21 protein-coding genes and 1 tRNA gene are annotated in these 21827 nt (G+C 58.5%); 12 read left to right on the forward strand and 10 right to left on the reverse strand.

What is annotated here, in order from left to right:
- Nucleotides 1-13: 13 nt before the first annotated feature.
- Nucleotides 14-1132, reverse strand: coding sequence for a phosphoserine transaminase (gene serC, locus CEPID_RS03535; RefSeq protein ID WP_047239786.1), 1119 nt, complete (start codon nt 1130-1132; stop codon nt 14-16).
- Between the two features lie 736 nt (nt 1133-1868).
- Here serC and CEPID_RS03540 point away from each other — a divergent pair.
- Both CEPID_RS03540 and fkpA read left to right on the forward strand, forming a co-directional pair.
- Nucleotides 1869-3167: a citrate synthase gene (locus CEPID_RS03540; protein WP_083984363.1), complete on the forward strand. Its 1299-nt coding sequence runs from the start codon at nt 1869-1871 to the stop codon at nt 3165-3167.
- A 113-nt stretch (nt 3168-3280) separates the two neighbouring features.
- Entirely contained in the window at nt 3281-3640 is a 360-nt protein-coding gene (gene fkpA, locus CEPID_RS03545) for an FKBP-type peptidyl-prolyl cis-trans isomerase FkpA (protein WP_047239787.1), read from the forward strand.
- Nucleotides 3641-3843: 203 nt separating this feature from the next.
- On the opposite strand, the gene CEPID_RS03550 is transcribed toward fkpA, so the two are convergent.
- The 4 genes from CEPID_RS03550 to CEPID_RS03565 form a co-directional block, all read right to left on the reverse strand.
- Nucleotides 3844-4989 carry an NAD(P)-dependent malic enzyme gene (locus CEPID_RS03550; protein ID WP_047239788.1) on the reverse strand — a complete coding sequence of 382 codons (1146 nt, stop codon included), beginning with the start codon at nt 4987-4989 and terminating at the stop codon, nt 3844-3846.
- Between the two features lie 9 nt (nt 4990-4998).
- On the reverse strand, nt 4999-6504 hold the full coding sequence (locus CEPID_RS03555; protein WP_047239789.1) for a carboxyl transferase domain-containing protein: 1506 nt from the start codon (nt 6502-6504) through the stop codon (nt 4999-5001).
- 74 nt (nt 6505-6578) lie between these two features.
- Nucleotides 6579-7085, reverse strand: a complete 507-nt coding sequence (locus tag CEPID_RS03560) for a hypothetical protein (protein ID WP_047239790.1) — start codon at nt 7083-7085, stop codon at nt 6579-6581.
- Nucleotides 7082-7351: a helix-turn-helix transcriptional regulator gene (locus CEPID_RS03565; protein ID WP_047239791.1), complete on the reverse strand. Its 270-nt coding sequence runs from the start codon at nt 7349-7351 to the stop codon at nt 7082-7084. The genes CEPID_RS03560 and CEPID_RS03565 overlap by 4 nt, the downstream gene beginning before the upstream one ends.
- Before the next feature lie 135 nt (nt 7352-7486).
- On the opposite strand from CEPID_RS03565, the gene CEPID_RS03570 reads away from it, so the two are divergent.
- From CEPID_RS03570 to CEPID_RS03595, 6 genes are all read left to right on the forward strand, one after another.
- A complete protein-coding gene (locus CEPID_RS03570) occupies nt 7487-8356 on the forward strand; it encodes an aldo/keto reductase (protein ID WP_047241321.1) in 870 nt (289 codons plus the stop codon).
- A 3-nt stretch (nt 8357-8359) separates the two neighbouring features.
- The gene (locus CEPID_RS03575) at nt 8360-9100 is read left to right on the forward strand and encodes an enoyl-CoA hydratase (RefSeq protein WP_047239792.1); all 741 of its coding nucleotides are present in this window, start codon (nt 8360-8362) and stop codon (nt 9098-9100) included.
- A gap of 22 nt (nt 9101-9122) precedes the next feature.
- The gene (locus CEPID_RS03580; RefSeq protein WP_047239793.1) at nt 9123-11477 is read left to right on the forward strand and encodes an HAD-IC family P-type ATPase; all 2355 of its coding nucleotides are present in this window, start codon (nt 9123-9125) and stop codon (nt 11475-11477) included.
- A 360-nt stretch (nt 11478-11837) separates the two neighbouring features.
- A complete protein-coding gene (locus CEPID_RS03585; RefSeq protein WP_047239794.1) occupies nt 11838-12182 on the forward strand; it encodes a DUF485 domain-containing protein in 345 nt (114 codons plus the stop codon).
- Nucleotides 12183-12191: 9 nt separating this feature from the next.
- Complete coding sequence (locus tag CEPID_RS03590; protein ID WP_047239795.1) at nt 12192-13805, forward strand: solute symporter family protein; 1614 nt, start codon at nt 12192-12194, stop codon at nt 13803-13805.
- 89 nt (nt 13806-13894) lie between these two features.
- Nucleotides 13895-14698: a hypothetical protein gene (locus CEPID_RS03595; RefSeq protein WP_144413439.1), complete on the forward strand. Its 804-nt coding sequence runs from the start codon at nt 13895-13897 to the stop codon at nt 14696-14698.
- Here CEPID_RS03595 and CEPID_RS03600 read toward each other — a convergent pair.
- Together CEPID_RS03600 and CEPID_RS03610 are read right to left on the reverse strand one after the other, a co-directional pair.
- Complete coding sequence (locus CEPID_RS03600) at nt 14684-15631, reverse strand: DUF1906 domain-containing protein (protein ID WP_047239796.1); 948 nt, start codon at nt 15629-15631, stop codon at nt 14684-14686. The two genes, CEPID_RS03595 and CEPID_RS03600, sit on opposite strands and share 15 nt — an antisense overlap.
- Nucleotides 15632-16272: 641 nt before the next feature.
- A tRNA-Arg gene (locus tag CEPID_RS03610) sits at nt 16273-16345 on the reverse strand.
- Between the two features lie 305 nt (nt 16346-16650).
- Here CEPID_RS03610 and CEPID_RS13110 point away from each other — a divergent pair.
- Together CEPID_RS13110 and cobF are read left to right on the forward strand one after the other, a co-directional pair.
- On the forward strand, nt 16651-16923 hold the full coding sequence (locus tag CEPID_RS13110) for a hypothetical protein (protein ID WP_047239798.1): 273 nt from the start codon (nt 16651-16653) through the stop codon (nt 16921-16923).
- 76 nt (nt 16924-16999) lie between these two features.
- On the forward strand, nt 17000-17713 hold the full coding sequence (cobF, locus tag CEPID_RS03620; protein WP_047239799.1) for a precorrin-6A synthase (deacetylating): 714 nt from the start codon (nt 17000-17002) through the stop codon (nt 17711-17713).
- A 5-nt stretch (nt 17714-17718) separates the two neighbouring features.
- Here cobF and CEPID_RS03625 read toward each other — a convergent pair whose 3' ends face one another.
- Genes CEPID_RS03625 through CEPID_RS03635 form a run of 3 tightly spaced genes read right to left on the reverse strand, consistent with a single transcriptional unit; the run spans nt 17719 to nt 19302 of the window.
- Nucleotides 17719-17967, reverse strand: coding sequence for a mycoredoxin (locus CEPID_RS03625; protein WP_047239800.1), 249 nt, complete (start codon nt 17965-17967; stop codon nt 17719-17721).
- A gap of 3 nt (nt 17968-17970) precedes the next feature.
- Complete coding sequence (locus tag CEPID_RS03630; RefSeq protein WP_047239801.1) at nt 17971-18486, reverse strand: dihydrofolate reductase; 516 nt, start codon at nt 18484-18486, stop codon at nt 17971-17973.
- Nucleotides 18487-19302 carry a thymidylate synthase gene (locus CEPID_RS03635; protein ID WP_047239802.1) on the reverse strand — a complete coding sequence of 272 codons (816 nt, stop codon included), beginning with the start codon at nt 19300-19302 and terminating at the stop codon, nt 18487-18489.
- A gap of 201 nt (nt 19303-19503) precedes the next feature.
- On the opposite strand from CEPID_RS03635, the gene CEPID_RS12415 reads away from it, so the two are divergent.
- Both CEPID_RS12415 and CEPID_RS03650 read left to right on the forward strand, forming a co-directional pair.
- The gene (locus CEPID_RS12415) at nt 19504-20925 is read left to right on the forward strand and encodes an HNH endonuclease signature motif containing protein (RefSeq protein WP_052843351.1); all 1422 of its coding nucleotides are present in this window, start codon (nt 19504-19506) and stop codon (nt 20923-20925) included.
- A 77-nt stretch (nt 20926-21002) separates the two neighbouring features.
- On the forward strand, nt 21003-21821 hold the full coding sequence (locus CEPID_RS03650; RefSeq protein ID WP_047239805.1) for a GNAT family N-acetyltransferase: 819 nt from the start codon (nt 21003-21005) through the stop codon (nt 21819-21821).
- Nucleotides 21822-21827: the final 6 nt, after the last annotated feature.

The raw sequence follows: 21827 nt of genomic DNA on the forward strand, positions 1-21827 counted from the left end.
GTATCGGGGTGTGTTACAGCTGTGAGATGGCCCAATCGATGGCGTGGGTGAGCTTTTCGATATCGGCTGGATCGATAGCCGGGAACATGCCGATGCGCAGTTGGTTACGACCCAACTTGCGATATGGCTCGATGTCGACGATGCCGTTTGCACGAAGAAGCTTGGCTACCTGCGCCGCGTCGATCTCATCGTCAAAATCAATTGTGCCGACGACCAGCGAACGCTTGGCAGGGTCGGCGACGAACGGTGTTGCGCCCGCGCGCTGCTCGGCCCAGCGGTACAGCGTCTGTGAGGACTCGGTGGTACGGGCAACCATCCCGGCCAGACCACCGTGCTCATTCATCCACTGCACCTGGTTATCCATCATGAGGAGGGTGGCAACCGCAGGGGTGTTGTACGTCTGATCTTTGCGGGAGTTTTCCACTGCCGTCTGCAGGTTCAAGAATTCCGGAATGAACCGACCCGAGCCGTGGATCTTTTCGATCCGCTCAAGCGCTTGGGGGCTCATCGCAGCAAACCACAGGCCACCGTCGGAGGCGAAGCACTTTTGCGGGGAGAAGTAGTAGACATCTGCTTGAGACATATCTACTGGTAGGCCACCTGCGCCTGAAGTGGCGTCGATAGCGATGAGTGCGTCAGTCCCTGCCGGTCGGGTGACGGGCACCATGGCGCCGGTGGAGGTTTCGTTGTGCGCCCAGCCGATCAGATCTACGTCCTCGATTGCCTGAGGCTCGGGCGCGTCACCAGGCTCGGCAGAGACGACAACGGGCTCGTCTAGCCAGGGGGCCTTCTTGGCGGCGCTGGCGAACTTGCCGGAGAACTCGCCGTAGGTAAGGTGACCCGACTTCTGCTCAATGAGGCCGAAAGTAGCAGCATCCCAAAATGCCGTGGCACCACCCAGCGAAAGAATAATCTCGTAGCCTTCAGGCAACTGGAAAAGCTCGCTGAGGCCCTCGCGTACGGAACGCACCACGTTTTTCACTGCAGGCTGACGATGGGACGTGCCCATGATTCCCGGTTGGCCCTGGGAAATCGCGGCAAGTTGTTCCGAGCGAACCTTGGACGGGCCACAGCCGAAGCGGCCGTCGCTTGGGACGAGCTCAGCCGGAAGCTTGGGGAATTCAGTAGTCATTGAAGTCACGCTTTCTGTGCCGGACGATAGTGCTGACCGTTAATTTAATGCGTTGGGGTGAAAATATACAGGGCGGGGGTAATGGGCATGTGTGACTGTGGGGGTGAAATTTTTGGGCAGGAAAGTGTCGGTCGTGGTGGTGGGTTGGGGGATCGTGTGGCTTTGCAAGGTGGTGCAAATGGGGGTGGGTGAAATGTCAACATGCAAAGGGTGTAAAGCGATTGACCTGGTTTGCGAAGCATGTGAACAATTCTCGGCTGGGGGCTTTGTTAGAAATTGTTGCCGCCATCACACTATTTGCTAAACTTGGTCTCATTCCAATGCCATCGTCAGGTGGCGTTTTCTTAGCCGGTAATCCCTTCGGAAAGTCGGTGCAGAAAATGCACGTGACTATGCACGATGGTTGCGGTGTTTTGAGTGCATGAGCATAGGATGATGTCTTCGCGTGCAAGATGCCTTTGACCAGCGACTTTCAAGTCGGGCCCACCGTGGCGTCGACAAGCTGGGGTTGAAGGTAGACTCTGTGATGAGAAGGCATGCCTAACATGCCTTAAAATGTGGCTATTAACGCAACACTTTAGGGTTTCAAACTTGCCCAGTACTGGGAGGTTTGCTCGCCTGCGGGTTGCCGTCCACATCGACGGACAAATTCATAAGGCACGACTCGATCAGCGGATCGAAGCGTAAATGTCCCTTCGCGGGGAGGCCTCAAACGATTTTCTTTGAAAGGAAAACTGTGGCATCTGAAAACAACGACAAGGCCGTTCTCCACTACCCAGGTGGCGAATTCAACATGGACATCATCAAGGCCACAGAAGGCAATGATGGTGTCGTTCTTGGCAAGATGCTTGCTGAAACGGGCCTCGTAACCTTCGACCCAGGCTACGTCAGCACCGGTTCCACCGAATCCAAGATCACCTTCATCGACGGTGAGCAGGGCATTCTCCGCTACCGCGGATACGCCATCGAAGATCTGGCGGAGAAGGCTACCTTCAACGAGGTTTCCTACTTGCTGATCCACGGTGAGCTCCCAACCCAGGAGCAGCTGGCGCAGTTTAGCGACGAAATCCGCCACCACACCCTCCTCGACGAGGACTTCAAGGCGCAGTTCAGCGTGTTCCCACGCGACGCTCACCCAATGGCAGTGCTCGCGTCCTCCCTGAACATTCTGTCCACCTACTACCAGGACACCCTCGATCCGCTTAACCCAGAACACCTCCACAAGGCCACCATCCGCCTCATGGCGAAGGTGCCAATGTTGGCTGCATATGCACACCGTGCCCGCCACGGTGAGCCATACATGTACCCAGACAACTCTCTGAACGCCCGCGAGAACTTCCTGCGCATGATGTTCGGCTTCCCAACCGAGCCATACGAGGTAGACCCACTCCACGTGAAGGCCCTGGACCAGCTGCTCATCCTGCACGCTGACCACGAGCAGAACTGCTCCACCTCCACCGTTCGTATGGTTGCCTCCGCACAGGCAAACATGTTCGTATCCGTTGCAGCAGGTATCAATGCACTTTCCGGCCCGCTGCACGGTGGCGCAAACCAGGCTGTTCTGGAAATGCTCGATGAGATCAAGGCCAACGGCGGCGACGCAACCGACTTCATGACTCGCGTCAAGAACAAGGAAAAGGGCGTCAAGCTCATGGGCTTCGGCCACCGTGTGTACCGCAACTACGACCCACGGGCAGCCATCATCAAGAAGACTGCCCACGAGCTGCTGTCCAAGAACGGAAACGACGAACTCCTCGAGCTCGCCATGAACCTCGAGCAGATCGCGCTTGCCGACGACTACTTCATCTCCCGCAAGCTGTACCCGAACGTAGACTTCTACACCGGCCTGATCTACCGCGCCATGGGCTTCCCGACCGACTTCTTCACTGTGCTGTTCGCCATGGGGCGTCTCCCAGGCTGGATCGCACAGTACGTCGAGCAGGTCTCCCAGCCTAACGGCAAGATCTACCGCCCACGCCAGATCTACACCGGCGAAGCTCTCCGCGAGTTTGTTCCTCGCGAACAGCGCGGCTAGTCCCTCCGCTGACCTGCTTTGAGCCAAACCCTCCCTCCCTTGCGTACACTTGGGAGAAAGAGTTTGGCTCATTGTCATTTCTCTCAACTGACTATTCAAGGAGTTTTCTCACAATGGAAAAGCCAGTAATCGAACCACAAACCGGCCCGGCGCCAGAAGACCTGGTCATCGTCGACCTCATCGAAGGCGACGGTCCGGAAGCTCAGCCAGGCGGTGTTGTTGAAGTCCACTACGTTGGTGTTGACTTCGAATCGGGCGAGCAGTTCGACTCCTCCTGGGACCGCGGACAGACCATCGAGTTCCCGCTTAACGGTCTGATCGCAGGCTGGCAGGAAGGCATCCCAGGCATGAAGGTCGGTGGCCGTCGCCAGCTGACCATCCCCCCAGAGGCTGCCTACGGTCCTGCTGGTGGCGGACACCCACTGTCCGGCCGCACTTTGGTCTTCGTCATCGACTTGGTAAGCGCGCACTAAGCTAGTCGATGCTTTCGCAGGTGCACTACCCGTTCGGGCAGTGCACTTTTGTCGTTAGTGGGAACGCACTAGGCGTTGGCCGCCCGGCGACCGCGGAGCCTGCTGCGCAGTTAGGCTTCAAGAGTGCTAAGTATTGCCACGGAAGTACTGCTTAGCAGGTTTGCAGCACAACACATTTAACAAACCAGAACCCTCAAGGAAACCTAGGACTTGTTAATAGCTGCAGCTTTCACCGCCGCTGCAACTGTCGGCGCTACCTGTGGATCAAGCGGGGAGGGCACAATGTGGTCGCGATCGAGGTGTGAGTGCGCGACCTCGGCAATCGCCCGCGATGCGGCTAACTTCATCGCAGGCGTGATGCGAGTGGCACCCGCTTCCAACGCACCGCGGAAGATGCCTGGGAATGCCAGCACGTTGTTGATTTGATTTGGTAGATCCGAACGGCCAGTGGCAACCACAGAGCCGTAGCGAACGGCGAGGTCGTAGTCGATCTCTGGGGTCGGGTTGGCTAGCGAGAACAGGAAAGGATCGGGGGCCATCAACTGGAGTTGATCTTCGGATATATGGGCACGCGAGACCCCGATGAACGTGTCTGCGCCACGCAGCGCGTCTTCGATGCCCCCGGTTCGTCCCTCTTCGTTTGTGAGCGCTGCTAGTTCTCGCTTGATCGGTGACAACGGTTCCCGGCCAGCATGGATGATCCCGCGGGAGTCCACCATCGTGATGTGGCGGACACCGGCGTCGATAAGCATGCGTGCGGTGGCCACACCAGCGGCTCCGGCCCCGGAGATCACGACGCGCAGGTCCCGAAGTGAGCGGTCGGTGATTTCGCAGGCGTTGCGCAGAGCTGCCGTGATGACGATTGCGGTTCCGTGCTGGTCGTCGTGCATGACGGGGATGTTGAGGGCATCGATGAGTCGGCGTTCGAGTTCGAAGCAGCGGGGCGCGGAGATGTCCTCAAGGTTGATCGCGCCGAAGGAGGGGGCGAGGCGGACGATGGAGTGGAAAAGCTCGTCGACGTCCGTGGTGTCTAGCACGATGGGCACTGCGTTGAGTCCCGCGAAGCGCTGGAATAGTTGGGCCTTGCCTTCCATGACGGGGAGGGCGGCAGTTGGGCCGATGTCTCCGAGGCCCAGCACGGCGGTGCCGTCGGATATTACGGCGACCGTGTTGCCGGTCCAGGTAAACTCCCGCGCGAGGGAGGGGTCTTCGTGGATCGCTTCGCAGACGCGGGCAACGCCGGGGGTATAGGCGAGGGAGAGGTCCAGGGTGGTCTCGAGCGGGCGTCGCGACGTTGTTGCTAGTTTTCCGCCGCGGTGAGCATCAAAAATATCCTGGTCACTAAGCATTACTCCATGCTACTGCCGGGTTGCCAACTTCTCGTAGTGTTTGAAACGTTGCTCTCGTCCCACCCGTTCAGGGCTATTTTCCAGTACCCAAAGTTCATGACTGATGGTAGATAGGACGCGGTCGATGAATGCTTCCGGCTCCTCGGCAGCATCTGGCTGCTCAGGAATGATGCTGTCCACAATTCCTGCGCGGTGCAAAGCAAACGCGGACACATCTTGTTCTTCCATCATTTGCGGAGCGTGATCGATGTCGCGGTAGATGATGGCGGACGCTCCTTCCGGAGGGAGGGGCGAGAGCCAAGCATGTTCAGCTGCCAGCACCCGGTCGGCCGGCAGCATTGCCAATGCGCCACCGCCGCACCCTTGGCCAAGGATCACCGATATCGTAGGGACATCCAGGTACACCAATTCGCCTAGCGTGCGGGCAATCGAACCAGCCAGACCATGTTCTTCGGCGTGCTGGGAAAGCTCCGCCCCTGGAGTATCAATGATGCTCACTAAAGGTAGTTGCAGTTCGTGGGCGAGTGCGATGCCGCGACGCGCACATCGCAGCGCCTCAGGACCGAGCTCCGCCTCCCCGAGGGGAGGCTGCTGGTGACGATTCTGTCCAATCAACACCACGGGGCGCCCGGCGATCTGCGCCAGCGCGACGGTCATCGCCGCGGAACGACGACCGTCGCCCGACCCGGACAGCTCAATGAGCTTGGGGCTGAGCTTGGCGACGATATCGCGTACCCCAGGACGATCCGCTTGCCGGGTCTTGAGGATAGACTCCCATACGTTCCCCGCAGCAACCTCCGCCGTTTCGGGGCGGGTCGGCTCCAGATCTGAATGGGTGGAAAGTAGCACGTCTTCAATTTTCCGAACCGCATCTCGGAGCAGTTTGGGTGAGAGGACGCCGTCGATAACGCCCACATGGGCGAGGTTTTCCCCAGACTGTACCCCATCTGGGATCGGGGTTCCGGTGGTGAGCTCCACAACGCGGGGGCCGAGGAAGCCGAGCAGCGCGCCGGGTTCGGCGAAGGTGAAATGCCCAGCTGAACCCCAGGAAGCCATGACCCCGCCGGTGGTGGGGTTGCGCAGGTAAACCAGGAAGGGGAGGTGAGCGTCCTTGTGGCGGTAGACCGCGGTGGTGATAGAGACCATCAGTGCGAACGCGGGAGTCCCTTCCTGCATGCGGGTCCCGCCCGAAGATGGAGAAATGAGCAACGGCAGGCGCTCCGCGGTGGCGCGGTGAATTCCTGCGATGATGCGGCGTGCAGTTGCGGCGCCGATCGACCCGCCCAGGAAACTGAACTCCGAGACGATCGTTGCTACTCGACGCCCCGCAACGGTACCTTCGCCCGTAATGACAGATTCGTCGACCCCGCTTTTCTCGCGGGCGCGCGCTAGGGCTTCCCGATAGTCGTCGCTAATGTCGCCATACTCGGGAGAGGTGTCCCAGCTAATGAAGGAGCCGGGGTCCAAAACGGTGGTGATGAGGTCATTTGCGCTGGTACGAGTGGTGCTGCTCATAGTGATTAAGCTAGCAAATCTCCTAGGTTGCTTGAGCTGTTTCGCGCCGAAGCGGGTGGATTGGGGGAGGTTTGCTAGGCGTCATCGTCGGGTTTGTTCCAAGCCAATGCCAAGGCAGGGTAGCCGCTGACGGTGAGTGTGATCAACAGCAGCACGTAGCCGGTGCCGAGGACTGCTCGCGAGGCAGTATCGGCGCCAAACGCAAGGTCTTTCCAGAGGTTTCCCGCGAAGATCAGCGCGAATGCGATGACGGTGCAGAAGAAGCCATAGAGGCGGAAGGCGAAAGCTCGGTAGCGTTCGAGGCGCTCGAATTGGAACTCGTCGAGTGCTTCCGGCGGGGCCTGATCTTCACTGTCGATTGCGATGCGGATGATAGTCCAGATGACAGCGAGGAGAAGCAGGCCAGCGACAATGGCTAGCAGCATCGTCTTGTAGGCGGGAATCAAGAAGGCGCAGCCGGTGGTGATGAGTGCGATGATCACGAAAAGGTTCACGAGCATTCGACGCTGCTTTTGGCCTCGTAAGCCCGGCAGCAAGTTCTGGGTGCGTTCTTGTTGGCGACGGTAGGTGTTGATGTTCATTGGGTGTTTCCTCCTGGATAGATTTGGGTGGACATGGGGGTGAATTCGGTGCGGGAGAAGATGGCTTCGATCGGCAGGCCAAAGGTCTCGGAAAGATTCATGGCCAGATCTAGGCTGGGATAGTGGTCGCTGCGCTCCAGTGCGCCGACGGTTTGGACGTTGACTCCAATGGCGTCGGCGAGCTGGGCGCGCGAGAGATTGCGTTCGGTTCTTAATAATCGAATCCGATTGAATATTGGTTTTGTAGGTTTCTTTGCTGGACTCATGCTCTAAAGTGTTGTATAAACCCAATACTTTGTCAAACTTTGCTAGAAATTTTTTGAAACTGAAGGTGAGGGAGGAAGGAAGCGTCGACAAGCATTTTGCTGCGGTGAGTGAAGAAAGTGCGTTTAATGGGGGATATGACTAGTGCCACTTTGATTCCATCGGTAAGTTTTCGGGACGGCAGCGAGTATCCGCAGCTGGGGCTTGGTACGTGGAAGCTTCGCGGAGAAGATGCGATCCGTGCGGTGCGCGCAGCGATCGAGCTGGGATACCGGCATATTGACACTGCAGCGCTGTATAAGAACGAAGAAGAGGTCGGTCGAGCGATCAAGGAAGCCATCGCCGCGGGTGATGTCACCCGCGATGAATTGTGTGTGACCACTAAGCTGTGGCACACCGACCAGGGCGCAGACAAGGCAGCGGACGCTTTTCAAACCTCCTTGCGCAACCTTGGACTGGATTATCTTGACCTCTACCTCATCCACTGGCCGTGGCCTTCGGCAGGGAAATTCGTAGCGACTTTCGAGGTGATGGCCAAGATGCAGGGCATGGGGACGGTGCAGTCGATTGGCGTGTCCAACTTCTTCCCGGACGCTTTGGACGAGCTTGTGGCCAAGACCGGCATTACCCCCGCGGTTAACCAGGTCGAACTGCACCCGGGCTTTTCCCAAGAATCCTTGCGGGCCTACCATGAGCAGCATGGCATCGTGACGGCAGCTTGGTCACCGTTGGGGCAGGGAACGCTGTTAGAAAATGACACGGTCCGGGACATCGCGCAGGCCACTGGGAAAACCCCGGCCCAGGTGATCTTGCGTTGGCATATTCAACTTGGCAACATGGTGATCCCGAAGTCGCAGTCGCCGGAACGGCTCGCAGAAAACGCCGCTATCTTCGACTTTGAGCTCACTGCGGATCAAATGGCTCAGCTCACCGCGCTGGATAATGCCACCGGCCTGGGGCGTATTGGGCCTGACCCACTGGAATTCCCTGATCCTGAGGGTAACTAGTCCATGGTGCTGCGTTACGAACAACAGGACCACCTGGCGATTCTCACGCTGAATCGACCGGAGAAGCGAAACGCCCTCAACCTGGAGCTCACCACGGCGCTTGCCGACGAGCTTCGCACGCTTTCCTCCCGCGGCCCAGACCACACCCGAGCGGTGCTCATCCGAGGCGAAGGGGCAGCGTTTTGCGCCGGAGCCGATTTCAGCGGGGTGTACAACGAAGAATTCCTGGGCAGCCTGCAACGGATGCTGACGGCAATTCTCGAAGCTCCCGTCCCGGTCATCGCTGATATCCAAGGTCCAGCTGTCGGCGCCGGAGTTCAGGTGGCGCTGGCATGCGACCTGCGTGTAGTTGGCGACAATGCCTGGTTCTTGGTCCCGCCTGCAAAGCTCGGGTTCGCGTTGGACAACTGGACAATTCGTCGCGCAGCCAGCATGTTGGGTGGATCCGTGGCCCGCGGAGTTTTGCTTGGGGTGCAAAAGGTCTCTGCTGACCTAGCCGGCCAACTCGGGTTTGCCAATGAACGAGGCGATGCCGACGCTGCGCTGCAGTATGCCCAAACGATTGCTAGTTATGCGCCGCTATCAGTGCAACAGCTCAAGCGAGTGCTTAACGATGAAGGGTTTGGTTTCGCCCTGTCTGCCACCCAACAGCAGATGTATGAAGCCGCGTGGAGCAGCCAAGATGCACAGGAAGCTATCAAGGCGCGGGCAGAAAAACGAGCACCAGAATTTAGGGGCCGATAAGCTTCCTGACTAGCATTGCGGTATGAGTAATGCCACGAGCCTTGAGGGATTGAGCAGCGCGGACGTCGACAAGCGTCGGGCGGACGGGTTAGTCAATCACCCGGTGCGGACAACTGGGCGTAGCGTCGCCGACATTGTCCGCACCAATGTGTTTACGCGTATCAATGCGATCCTCGCGGTGCTGTTTTCCATCGTGTTGGTGACGGGGTCGTGGATTAATGGCGCTTTTGGGCTGTTGATCGTGGTGAATTCTGGTATCGGTATTGTCCAGGAGCTGCGTGCAAAGCGCACGCTCGATAAGTTGACCATCTTGGGCGAATCGAAGCCGCGGGTGATACGCGACGGGCAGTCTCGTCAGCTCAACCGCGACGACATTGTGCTCGATGACCTGATTGAGCTCAGCTCTGGGGAACAACTAGTGGTGGATGGCGTCGTGCGCGCCGCGGAGTCCCTCAAAGTGGATGAGTCGATGCTCACCGGGGAATCCGACCCCGTATTAAAGCAGGTCGGCGACAAAGTCTTGTCTGGCTCCTTTGTGGTTGCAGGCCAAGGGGCTTTTCAGGCCACCGAGATCGGCGAAGATGCATACGCTGCGAAGCTGATTCGGGAAGCGGGGGAGTTCAAACTCACCGACTCCGAGCTGCACCAAGGCATTGACCGGATTCTGAAAATCATTACGTATCTGCTCGTGCCGGTCGGCGCCTTGACCATTTGGACCCAGCTGTGGCGAACCCACGCGCGACCCAACGACGCCTTGTTGTCGATGGTCGCCGCCCTCGTTCCGATGGTGCCGGAGGGCTTGGTGTTGATGACGTCGATCGCTTTCGCGGTCGGTGTGGTGCGGCTGGGGAGGCACAATGCGCTCATCAATGAGCTCAAAGCCATCGAGGCGCTCGCACGGATCAGCGTGCTCTGTGCCGACAAAACCGGGACCCTCACCGACAATGCCATGGAGTTTGACCAGGTCCAGCTTTTGTCGACGGCCCCCAGCGCGGAAACTGAAACCCGGGTGCGCACTGCGCTCGCTACGATGGCTGTGGCCGATAAGCACCCTAACGACACGATGCGGGCCATCGGTGCCGGGGTAGCCTCCGAGCCTGCGTCAATTAGTGCGAAAGTTCCTTTTGATTCCACCCGTAAATGGTCGGGGGTTTCCTTTGAAAACCAAAACTGGGTGATCGGCGCCCCAGAGATGCTGACCCAGGACAGCGATGTGCTCCAGCGTTGTGCGGAAATCAGTGACAGCGGATTGCGCGTGTTGCTGATCGGAACTACATCGAGTTTGGGCGAAGAACTGGTCGGCTTTGAACCGGTAGCTGTTCTGAGCCTGCAGCAGAAAGTTCGCGAGACTGCTGCCGAGACCTTGGCGTTCTTTGCCGCTGAAGACGTTGATGTGAAGGTGATTTCTGGTGACAATGCGGATTCGGTGGCCGCTGTCGCTCACCGTGTAGGCGTTGAAGGGGCAGCCTTTGACGCCCGTAACTTGCCTGCAGATGCGGACGCCGTCACAGAGATTGTGCGCGAGCACGACATTTTCGGCCGCGTCACCCCGGAGCAAAAACGCATGCTAGTGAAGAATTTGCAGGCCAGCGGGGAATTCGTGGCGATGACCGGCGACGGGGTCAACGACGTCCTCGCCCTCAAGGACTCCAATATTGGCATTGCGATGGGTGCCGGTTCGCCAGCGGCCCGCTCGGTGGCACAGGTGGTGCTGTTGGACAACGACTTCGCCACAATGCCACAGGTGGTAGCCGAGGGACGACGCGTGATTGGCAATATCGAGCGGGTTGCCAATCTGTTCTTAACCAAGACGATCTACTCCGTTCTCATCGCGCTGGTAGTGGGCATTTGGGGGCTCACGTACCCATTTCAACCGATCCATGTCACGATGATCGGCTGGTTCACCATCGGCATCCCGGCCTTTATCCTTTCGCTGGCGCCCAACTATGAACGTGCCCGTCCGGGTTTTGTTCGCAGAGTACTGTTGCTCGCCCTTCCAGCGGGGCTACTCATTGGGGCGGTTACCCTCGGCTTTTGGATCTGGCACTACCCCGGGGACGTGCTTGACGACCATGCGCGTCAGGTTTCCACCGCAACCCTGTTGGTGCTGCTCATCATGGCGGTGTGGGTGCTCGGTGTCGTCGCCCGTCCCCTGAATTGGTGGAGGCTGGCGCTGTTGGGAGGCAGCGTTGCTGGTTACGCAGTGATTTTCACTGTGCCTGCATTGCAGCGACTATTGCTTCTGGATGCCTCCAACGTGCCATTGCTTATCGACGCCGCGATCTGGGGAGGTCTCGGGGCGACTGCGATTGAGACCGCCACCAGGATCGCGCAATTGCTGACGCGTCAATTTGCAGAGCAAGGTTCACGGGCTTAGCTACGGCCGGTCAATGTGTGGCTTGCAAAGGCTTTACTTGCCCAAATCGTAACCTTCACAAAATTTGCAATTGTAAGTGGGTCATCGGGGTGGGGGTAATTCAGATTTAGGTAAAAGTCCAGCTAGGGTAGGGGTTTGGGGGTGGTTTGCCAGGTATGTGTAGTCCTTGTGGTTAAAAATGTTCACTATTGCAATGTGAGCTGGGTAACTTTTTATCTACGCGATATTTGTGACCGCTCGCACAATGGCAGAGTTGGCCGGCGGAGAGGTCCACAACGTGTCGACGTGACCGAAGTAAATAGTCCATCCGTCAACACTTGTAGAAGATTGACCCCAACACCGAAAGCGAGATGATCTTCGATGAGCAATGCTAATCAAGTTCAGCTCACGCGCCGGGAACCCACCGCCGCAGAGTTTAGGGAAATGCAACAGAGTGCACAGTTCCAGGAACTGCGCTCAAAGTTCCGTTCCTTTACTTTCCCTATGTCCGTGCTCTTCTTCGTCTGGTTTATCGGCTACGTTCTCGTAGCTACTTACATGCCAGACTTCATGGCTACCAAAGTGTTCGGCAATGTGAATGTCGGCATCGTTTTGGGCCTGCTCCAGTTTGTGACGACCTTCCTGATCACCTGGATTTATATCAAGTTTGCCAATAAGAACATCGAGCCTCGTGCGGCTGCGATCCGTGAAGCAATGGAAGGCTAGGTTCTTTTAGTGAATACTCAACTTCTCGCTGCGGGTTCCAACACCGGTAACCCAATTCTGAACATCACCGTCTTCATTATCTTCATCGTCGTCACCATGGGCATCGTGATGCGCGTCGGTAAGAAGACCTCTGAAGCCTCCGACTTCTACACCGGTGGCGCATCCTTTACCGGCACCCAGAATGGTCTGGCTATCGCGGGTGACTACCTATCGGCAGCATCCTTCCTCGGTATTGTCGGCGCTATCGCACTGACTGGTTACGACGGATTCCTCTACTCCATCGGCTTCTTCGTAGCTTGGCTCGTTGCTTTGCTGCTGGTTGCGGAACCGCTGCGCAACGTCGGTAAGTTCACCATGGCTGACGTGCTTTCCTTCCGCCTGAAGCAAAAGCCAGTCCGCATGGCAGCTGCCATGGGAACCCTGTTTGTGTCGCTGTTCTACCTGATCGCGCAGATGGCTGGCGCCGGCTCCCTCGTGGCCGTGCTGCTTGATCTGCATGGCAAGACTGAGCAGGCTATCGTCGTCGTGATCGTGGGTATCATCATGATCGCCTACGTCTTGATTGGTGGCATGAAGGGCACCACCTATGTGCAGATGATTAAGGCCGTGCTGCTCGTCGGCACCGTGGTTATCATGACTGCGCTCGTGTTCTTTGCCGTCAAGGGTGGCCTGAGTGAGCTCTTTACCAAGGCAGTTGCTGCACACAACGGAAACGAAGCTTTGCTCAAGCCGGGCATGAAGTACGGCAAGACTGAGATCTCCAAGCTGGACTTCGTCTCCCTTGGCCTCGCGCTGGTGCTTGGTACGGCTGGTCTGCCACACGTGCTCATGCGTTTCTACACGGTTCCTACCGCAAAGGAAGCTCGCAAGTCCGTGACCTGGGCAATCGTCCTGATTGGTGCTTTCTACCTGATGACCCTGGTCCTGGGCTACGGCGCAGCTGCCCTCGTTGGACCAGACGCGATCAAGAAGGCTCCTGGTGGCGCCAACGCAGCCGCTCCGCTGCTCGCACTCGAGCTCGGTGGTTCCTTCTTCATGGCGATCATCTCTGCTATCGCCTTCGCGACAGTGCTCGCCGTGGTTGCTGGCCTGGCAATTACTGCCTCGGCTTCCATCGCTCACGACGTGTACCACTCCATCATTCGCGATGGTAAGTCCACCGAAGAAGAGCAGGTCCGTGTCTCCCGCATCACCGTGGTTGTCATCGGTATCGTCGCGATTGTGCTGGGTATCCTGGCCATGAGCCAGAACGTGGCCTTCCTGGTGGCACTGGCATTCGCAATCGCCGCATCTGCCAACCTGCCAACCATCCTGTACTCCCTGTACTGGAAGAAGTTCAACACCACCGGCGCGCTGTGGGCAATCTACTCCGGTCTGATTTCCGCTCTCGTGCTGATCGTGTTCTCCCCAGCAGTGTCCGGCTCCGCGACTGCGATGTTCCCGAACGTGGACTTCGCTTGGTTCCCGCTGGCTAACCCAGGCCTGGTTTCCATTCCGCTTGGCTTCTTGGGCGGTATCGTCGGTACGCTCGTCGGCAAGCCAGACAACCTCGATGACCTCCAGTCCGAGATGGAAGTTCGCTCCCTGACCGGTGTTGGTGTCGAGGCACCAGTTGATCACTAAGCTGTTCAGTTAGGTTCAACGAAACCCCAAACGACCGTTGGTTGTTTGGGGTTTTCTCATGGCAGCGGGTTCGACATATGATTCTTGCTATGTTTCAAACACAGGTGTCGACGCTGCGGGGAGGACCTTGGCACCTACTCATCCCTGTCGGGTGCATCGGCGTGGTGGTCGCGAACCTCTCCTGGTCGGTGGAGTCACAACCTGCGTCGGCACCGGTGTTGCCGGTGGTAAGCGTGCCGACACCCACTGTGGTTGACGACCGCATCGATGTCGCCTACGACAGCTTCATCAACAATCCCACCGGCTCCCAACTCTCATTCACCCGGCTTAGCGATGGCCACCACGTCGGCAGCGCCACCGAACGCTATCCGAGACCCGCGTTGAGCCTAATCAAGTTGTATATCGCCGACTACGTGCTGGTACACGGCACGGAGGCGGAAAAAGAGCAGGCGCTGGAGATGATCCGGGGGTCGTCTGATGGGTACGCCGAGGAACTCTTTGCCGCCTACCCAGACTCCATAGAGGCGGTGGCTCGGGACTACGGGCTGTGGTCGACACGTTCGAGCGAGGAAGGCTGGGGATACTCCGTGACCTCGATGTACGACGTGGTGAAGTTCGTGCGCGCCAAACTCGAACATGATCCGAAGTCACCCCTGCTCCAGGCCATGAAAGAAGCCCACGATACCGCCGAGGACGGCTACGCGCAGAACTTCGGCACGGCCGTACTCCCCGGGGTGGTGGGCACGAAATGGGGTTGGTCGAACGATTATGTGGTGCACTCGTCGGTAAGCTTTGGCGACGACTACGTGGTAGCCGCCGCCGTGCTGGGCTCCGCCGAGGATCTCACCTCGCTGGTCGAGCGACGAGTGCGCCCGCTGCTAGCTGGACAATAGTGGCTTGACCTTGTTGATCAGGTTTAGGGCGTCGTTGATCTGCTGCTGGTTCGGTAGCGGCACGTTGCGCACCTGAGGCGGCAACATGCTGGAAAGCTGCTGAGCGCCAGGGATCGCTGGGATCTGAGCCTGCGAAGGGGTAGGCCCCTGGCCAGGCTGCCACTGGCCCCAGTCCTGGGCGTAGACGTTATTGATGTCGACGTCGATGCCCTCGATATTTTCTTGCCACTTCGCCTTTTGATGGATCGTGGTGCGCGGGTGAATGCGGCCGTTGGAACCCCAATCGTGCATCCAAAAGAACTCACCGAGCCCATCCTGGGTGGCCCACTCGATGGTGTTGTAATTGCCATAGACGCCCAACTTGAGCTCGGCGGCGTGCAGCTGCTGCTGGAAAGCCTGCAGATAAGGGCGGATCTGCTGATCGTACTGGGAGCGAGAAGGGTTGTCATCGATAGCGACGTAAATTGGGCGTCCCTTCGGGCCACCAGCGGCCGCGTGAATCGCAATTGCCTGAGGAGCATGAATGGCAGCACCGGCGGCACCCTGCAGCCAGTCAGCGGTCTCGGCCCGGCCGAACTGATACACCGAGGCGGTGGCCAGCCCGTGGTTAGCAAAATCTTGCGTCTCGCCGAGGCGAACTGGCTTGCCGGCCATCCAGTTTGCGCCCGGACGCTTCTCAGAGACGTAGCGCACCGCGCCCAGGTGACCGCGGGCCTTCACAGCCTGGGCGGAAGGGACACCAGCCGAGTAATCAATGACAGTGCCGATCGGGGCAGGCAGGGCGTTGGCGCGCGGGGTAACGCTGCCAGCTGCAATGACGGCGGTGCCGGCGAAAGCGGCTTTGAAGAAAGTACGGCGGGAGAGGTGCTTGGGTGCGTGCGTTTGGGTTTGGTTTTGGGGGTGGGTTTGGTTTTGGGTTTTAGGGTGCGCCATGATGCTCCTGGTGCTTAAGTTTTGCGAGTGACTACTGGGGTAACAGTAGGAACTCTAGCAACAAGGAGAGTGGGTGGCTAGTGGGAGTTGAGGTTGTGAAGATGTAGCTGACGCGTGGTGGTAGCAGATCTTTATTGGCTTGCTTTGCGATCGTGTTTTTCGAGAGCTCGGAGTTGCTTGCGGCCGTGTTTGTGGTGTTCAGATTCGGCGGTGGTGTCATCGAGGGTGCGTGAAAGTGCAGGAATCGGTGGGTGTTGGGTGGTTTTGTGCAGTTTGGTGCACCGTGGATGACAGTGTGGGGCGGTGGTGTCATCGAGGGGGCGTGAAAGTGCTGGAATTGGTGGGTTTTGGGTGGTTTTGTGCAGTTTGGTGCACCGTGGATGACAGTGTGGGGCGGTGGTGTCATCGAGGGTGCGTGAAAGTGCTGGAATTGGTGGGTTTTGGGTGGTTTTGTGCAGTTTGGCGCACCGTGGATGACAGCATCACAGGATGGCCAGATGCCGGGGCACGCGGCGGCAGACATACGAGAGGGGCCAGGACGAAAGCATCTGACACGATCGTGCGCTTCCAGTAGGTCGACTTAGATGCCAAGAATTGCTTCAAAAAATCATGAAGGACTGCGGAACCCATAAAACAAAAAGTGCCCCCGAGAGGAATCGAACCTCCGACACCGGCTTTAGGAGAGCCGTGCTCTATCCACTGAGCTACGAGGGCAACAGGCACGCGCCGGCTGGCCAGCAAACAAAGTTCAACGCCAGCGGCAGCCAAAGCATGTGCACTCGGGAAATTTTAGCGCACCGTCGATTTTGAGTACTAACCGGCCGTCACCAAGCGCATGCGAAGCTGAGGACATTACGCCGTCGACAAGCTTGGCTTGGCCGGTGGGGGCACACTTTGGGGGTTATTTACTGTGTAATGTCCTGGGAAATGTGGGGAAGTGCGGGCGCGGATGAGAAAAGCGCCATAATCTAGATGGTGCGGAAACTTTAACCGAATCTTTGAAGAGCAGGTGTTTTTTTATGTCAGATCTGAAGCCAACTTTTACCGATGTTACGCGTCGTGACATTCTGGCCCGCATCGTCACCAAGAATGACGTGCCAGTGTTGTCTGTGGAAGAAGTGAAGGAAGATGGCACCACTGAGCGCCTCATGCTGCTCAACAAGTATGACGCAAAGCAGCTGTCCGCCATGTGCGAGCTTTATCTGCAGCAGATCTTCTCCGTGCAATTCAACGAGTCCCACACGGGTCTCTCGCCAGCGGAGATGGCAGAAATCTTTAGCGAAGAAGACTAAGCCACCGCTTATCGACGCCCCTTTCCCCGTACCACCCTCAACGGCGGAACCGGGGCGTTTTCTACACTTGAAAGCTATGCAGATAAACGTCATCGGGATCGGTGCGGGAAACCCGCAGCACCTCACCCTGGAAGCGATCGCCGCGCTGCAGGAAAGTGACGCGGTGGTGGCGCTCGACAAGGGGGAGAACAAAGCTGATCTTTTGGGTGCGCGGCAGTACATCATCGCCACTCATGCACCGGGAATCCCTTTGATCACCGTGTCGGACCCGCCACGCGACCGTGATCCCGCTGACTACCGCGCTGAGGTGCGCCGTTGGCACCAGGCCCGCGCCCAACTACTACTCGAAGCTTTGCCAGATGTGGAGCAGGTGGCGTTCCTGGTGTGGGGCGATCCGGCGCTCTATGACTCCACGCTGCGCATTATCGAGCGCATGCGGGGGCTCGGCCTGGACTGTAGTGTGCGGGTGATTCCCGGGATCACCGCAGTTCACGCGCTTACCGCGGCTCACGGGATTCTACTCAACCGCATCGGGGAGGACATCCGCATCACCACCGGGCGGGCGCTGCTCGATGGCCCGACCACGAACGCTGTTGTCATGCTGGATGGTGGGGCTGCGTGGCTTGACGTGCCTGATGCCCAGATCTGGTGGGGTGCCTACCTCGGGACCGAACTTCAAGTGCTGCGCAGCGGAACTGTCGCTGAGATCGGGGCGGGGCTTGCCGAAGAAAAAGCCGCGCTGCGTGAGCAGCACGGCTGGATCATGGATATCTATCTTTTGCGGCGCTAATGGACTTAAGAAGTCAGTTCTTCCAGCTTGCGGCGCACATCAGAAGCTGGCGGATTCGTGGCGTAGGAGCCGTCTGAGTATTTGACCGTTGGCACTACGCGGTTGCCGTCGTTGACGGACTCCACCCAGGCTGCGGCGTCGAGGTCTTCTTCGACATCAATGCGCTCGTAGGGGGTCTCCGTGCGGTCGAGAGCTTTGACGAGACGCTGGCAGAAAGGGCACCACTCTGTGGTGTACAAAGTTACGTGATTCATTGTTCACTTCCGTTCGTAGGTGATGAACTTATAGCGTAGCGGAGTCGTTCGGTCCGTTCCGACAGTGAGGTGACCGGCCTGCGACGTCAGCCAGCCGGAGTCGGTGGTGGGGCGAAAGTCGTCGAGGGGTGGGGCGGACACGGCGTGGGGAATGGTGGCCAGGTGGGCGTCGATAAGCGTGCAGATGACCGTGCTGACCTGGGAGAGTGTCGCCTCGTAGACTTGCCCTCCGCCCATGATCCAGGCGTCGATGTCGGGAAGTTCCCGGACCACGGTTGCGCCGGTGGACCACTCGCCGGGCTCCCGGCTGGATAGTACGTAATTGGCGCGACCAGGCAGGGGCCGGAAACGTTCGGGAATGGACTCCCAGGTGGCGCGCCCCATGACAACCGCGCTTCCGGTGGTGTGCTCGCGAAAATGGGCGAGGTCCTCGGGAAGGTGCCAGGGCATGTCTTTGCCGTCGCCGATGATGCCGTCCAAAGACTGTGCCCAGATGGCCTTATAGGTCGGCTCGGGCATTTAGACAGCGACCTCGGCCTTGATCGTCGGGTGCGGGTCGTAGCCGACGAGCTGGCAGTCCTCAAACGTGTAACTAAAGAGATCCTTCGCCTTGTTGAGCTTGAGCTGAGGATATGGCTTTGCGGTGCGGCTAAGTTGTTCCCGGACCTGCTCCACATGGTTGTCGTAGATGTGGCAATCGCCGCCGGTCCAAATAAACTCGCCGACCTCCAGGCCCGCCTGCTGGGCAAACATGTGCGTGAGCAGGGAATAGGAGGCGATGTTGAATGGCACGCCCAGGAACATGTCGGCACTGCGCTGGTAGAGCTGGCAGGAGAGCTTGCCGTCGGCAACGTAGAACTGGAACAGCAGGTGGCACGGTGGCAACGCCATGTTGTGCAGCTCAGCAACGTTCCAGGCGGACACAATATTGCGACGCGAATCCGGGTTGGTCTTAAGCAAGTCCAGTGCTTGGCTGATCTGGTCAATATGCTGACCATCCGGGGTCGGCCAGGAACGCCACTGCACACCGTAGACCGGGCCGAGCTCGCCGTCTTCGCGAGCCCACTCGTCCCAGATGTGAATGTTGTTCTCCTGCAGCCACTGCACATTCGACGAGCCCTGCAAGAACCAGAGCAACTCGCCGACAACACCCTTCCAATAGACCTTCTTCGTGGTAATCAGTGGAAACTGTTTATCCAGGTCGAACCGGATCTGCTGCGCGAACAGGCTGGTAGTGCCGGTACCGGTGCGGTCCGACTTCTTGGACCCATCTTCGAGGATGCGGGCCAGGAGGTCTTCATAAGGCGTGGCTGGGGTAGCTGGCGTGGCGATCATGGTTGTCTAGCCTATCGCAGTTTTGGCGCGGAAGAAATGCCCTCTCAGTGCGCCCAGTGCGGGCTTCCGCCAGGCATGCTTTTCGACGCTTTGTCTCTGGTTGTGGGGCAGCTGTTGTGGGGGTAGGAAAAGTGCCGGTTTAGCTGCTATGTTCGAATGAGCGGGGGTGCTATGTCCACGGGTAAATTTTAGGATAGGGGCATGTTCACGGTTGGGATGGTGGAGTGCGGGTTCCGGGAAGCGATTGAGGCGCTTACTCGGTCTTCGGCAATGCTCGATGAAAGCACAGGTCAAAGGGAAGAATTTGCTTGCCTCATGGACCATGCGCGGGAGCTTTCCTGGCTAGCCCAACAGCTGACGGTGAAGCTGGTGAGAACGTTGGCGGAGGAGCACTTCTTCCGTCCCGATTCGCGCACCAGTTTCAATGAGTTACTGCACAGGGGGCGCTTTGAACGCCGCGAACTAAAAGACGTCACCCGGTTGGCCTCCGAACTATTTGAGCAACCTGCTGGCCTTGAGCGAACCGAACCGCGACCGCCCCGGCTGCCCAAAACTGCGCTGGGATTTGCGGAAGCCAAGTTCGGGGTGGCTTCAGCGATGGAAATCAGCAAAGTCCTCGATCAAATCCCAGAGGCAACGCCTGCAGCGACAGTTTTCCGCGTCGAATCGATGCTGGCTGACATGGCCGAGTGGCTGGCGCCCGAAGACTTACGCAAAGCCGGGATCAAGATTTTGCAAGGCCTCAACGCCGAGTCAGAACCAAAAGACGAGGATCGCCAACGCCGACGCAACGTGACGGTAACCGCACAGCGTGCCGACCTTATGTCTGGCATCAAGGGGGAAATTACTCCGGAGCTCAAAGCACTGCTAGATCGTCTTTTTGCCGACTATGCGGGGCCTGGAGACCTGCTTCCAGAAAAGGAAAAAGCCGATGACACCCGGACGGCTGCGCAGCGACGTCACGATGCTCTCACCGCCGCGCTGAAAGCTGCGTTGCATCGGGAAGGGCCAATGCCACCGACGCGTGGCTGCAGCACCGTCGTTGCCACTCTTGGGCTTGATCAGTTGCAGCGCGCAGCAGGGGTTGTGCCAACCGACGTGGGAACCCTTTTGCCAGTGCGGGACCTTATTCGCTTGGGGGCCGACCGTAACGCATTTCTAGCTATTTTGGACCCGGAGACCGGCAACCTCATCGAGCTGGGGCGCACCAAGCGAGCAGCCGACATCTATGCCTACCTAGGTTTGGTGGCCTCCCAAGGGGGCGATCAAACTCCAGGTTCCGACCTCCCAGCAGCTCTGTGCGAGATCCACCACGTCCACCCCTGGGCAGAAGGTGGTGAGACTGTGGGGAACAACCTCATGCTGGTGGGACACAGAGTGCACCGCAATATAGATGACAAAAAAGCCAATCGAAAGAAATACTGGACCATCTGCACCAGCACCGGTCACCTGCTGTGGCGATTGCCCGACACAATCGATCCGAAGCGCGAACTAAGGGCGAACTTCAACCCAGCGCAGTGGTTCATCCCAGGACAAATCATGAGATGGGGGCTCGGGCCACCTGCGGAAGAACCACCATTCCAATATCACAGGTGCCGAGACTGTGGCTCACGCGTAGCCTAAACACTCGAGCTTTGAGTACGGTTGTGCTCAAGGCCAGGTTGGCGTAGCTAGTGCCCGAGTGGACGCAAGGAACAACTATGGTTAGCAATTGGAAATCGGAGCTGCTGTCCCGTTACGACGAGCAGCTGCGCACGCACGCCGAAGTGTCCGACGCCTCGGAGGTCGCGCGCATCGGCCCACTCTGGTTGGCCACATATCCCGAGGTCGGCCGTGGCCTTGTCACCTACGCAGAACTGTCCACTAGCGCCGCGGAGCCTGCAGGGACCGCAGACTTGGTGCGCGCTGCCGTCGACCACTTCGCGGGTGACCCGCGGATCTCCGAGTTCGAGTGGAAGACACGCGGCCACGACCACGCACCACAACTTATCGACGAACTCCTCGCCGCTGGTTTCGAGCTCGAAGAAGAAGAGACCGTCATGGTCGGCCCCGTCGCAGACGTGATATCAGCCAGCGACGGCCTACCAGCAGGCTTCGAGCTGATGCGTGCGAAAAGCGATCAGGAACTTCTTCAAGCTCACGCTGTGGCCTATGCGATATTCGGCAAAGATGCGGAATGGACGCGGGTGGTAGGTGAGAGTCTGGTGCGCACTGCCCACGAACACCCCGGTTCCTTCGAAATGTGGTTTGTGCGATCCGATGACGGGGAGATTGTGTGCTCCGGGCGAGTCGTCTTTGTAGAAAACACCGATTTCGCTGGACTGTGGGGTGGTGCGTGCCGTGAGGAGTTCCGTGGGCGTGGCATCTACCGAGCTCTTACCGCTGCCCGGGCGGAATCAGCGATGCGACAGGGCAAAAAGTACCTACACTCTGATTCCACGAAGTATTCCCGCCCAATTTTGGAGCGCGCCGGGCTGCATGCGGTGACTACGAGTATCCCCGCTGTGTGGCGTCGTTAAGCGGTG

The organism is Corynebacterium epidermidicanis (genome assembly GCF_001021025.1).
GTDB lineage: Bacteria > Actinomycetota > Actinomycetes > Mycobacteriales > Mycobacteriaceae > Corynebacterium > Corynebacterium epidermidicanis.

What these genes read in the sequence shown, in the direction of transcription:
- CEPID_RS03565 (WP_047239791.1), bottom strand. Translation starts at nt 7,351, where the DNA reads ATGAGTCCAGCAAAGAAACCTACAAAACCAATATTCAATCGGATTCGA.
- CEPID_RS03560 (WP_047239790.1), bottom strand. Translation starts at nt 7,085, where the DNA reads ATGAACATCAACACCTACCGTCGCCAACAAGAACGCACCCAGAACTTG.
- CEPID_RS03570 (WP_047241321.1), top strand. Translation starts at nt 7,487, where the DNA reads ATGACTAGTGCCACTTTGATTCCATCGGTAAGTTTTCGGGACGGCAGC.
- CEPID_RS03580 (WP_047239793.1), top strand. Translation starts at nt 9,123, where the DNA reads ATGAGTAATGCCACGAGCCTTGAGGGATTGAGCAGCGCGGACGTCGAC.
- CEPID_RS12415 (WP_052843351.1), top strand. Translation starts at nt 19,504, where the DNA reads ATGTTCACGGTTGGGATGGTGGAGTGCGGGTTCCGGGAAGCGATTGAG.
- CEPID_RS03595 (WP_144413439.1), top strand. Translation starts at nt 13,895, where the DNA reads ATGTTTCAAACACAGGTGTCGACGCTGCGGGGAGGACCTTGGCACCTA.
- serC (WP_047239786.1), bottom strand. Translation starts at nt 1,132, where the DNA reads ATGACTACTGAATTCCCCAAGCTTCCGGCTGAGCTCGTCCCAAGCGAC.
- CEPID_RS03555 (WP_047239789.1), bottom strand. Translation starts at nt 6,504, where the DNA reads ATGAGCAGCACCACTCGTACCAGCGCAAATGACCTCATCACCACCGTT.
- CEPID_RS03625 (WP_047239800.1), bottom strand. Translation starts at nt 17,967, where the DNA reads ATGAATCACGTAACTTTGTACACCACAGAGTGGTGCCCTTTCTGCCAG.
- CEPID_RS03575 (WP_047239792.1), top strand. Translation starts at nt 8,360, where the DNA reads ATGGTGCTGCGTTACGAACAACAGGACCACCTGGCGATTCTCACGCTG.
- fkpA (WP_047239787.1), top strand. Translation starts at nt 3,281, where the DNA reads ATGGAAAAGCCAGTAATCGAACCACAAACCGGCCCGGCGCCAGAAGAC.
- CEPID_RS03650 (WP_047239805.1), top strand. Translation starts at nt 21,003, where the DNA reads ATGGTTAGCAATTGGAAATCGGAGCTGCTGTCCCGTTACGACGAGCAG.
- CEPID_RS03635 (WP_047239802.1), bottom strand. Translation starts at nt 19,302, where the DNA reads ATGATCGCCACGCCAGCTACCCCAGCCACGCCTTATGAAGACCTCCTG.
- CEPID_RS13110 (WP_047239798.1), top strand. Translation starts at nt 16,651, where the DNA reads ATGTCAGATCTGAAGCCAACTTTTACCGATGTTACGCGTCGTGACATT.
- CEPID_RS03600 (WP_047239796.1), bottom strand. Translation starts at nt 15,631, where the DNA reads ATGGCGCACCCTAAAACCCAAAACCAAACCCACCCCCAAAACCAAACC.
- cobF (WP_047239799.1), top strand. Translation starts at nt 17,000, where the DNA reads ATGCAGATAAACGTCATCGGGATCGGTGCGGGAAACCCGCAGCACCTC.
- CEPID_RS03550 (WP_047239788.1), bottom strand. Translation starts at nt 4,989, where the DNA reads ATGCTTAGTGACCAGGATATTTTTGATGCTCACCGCGGCGGAAAACTA.
- CEPID_RS03585 (WP_047239794.1), top strand. Translation starts at nt 11,838, where the DNA reads ATGAGCAATGCTAATCAAGTTCAGCTCACGCGCCGGGAACCCACCGCC.
- CEPID_RS03630 (WP_047239801.1), bottom strand. Translation starts at nt 18,486, where the DNA reads ATGCCCGAGCCGACCTATAAGGCCATCTGGGCACAGTCTTTGGACGGC.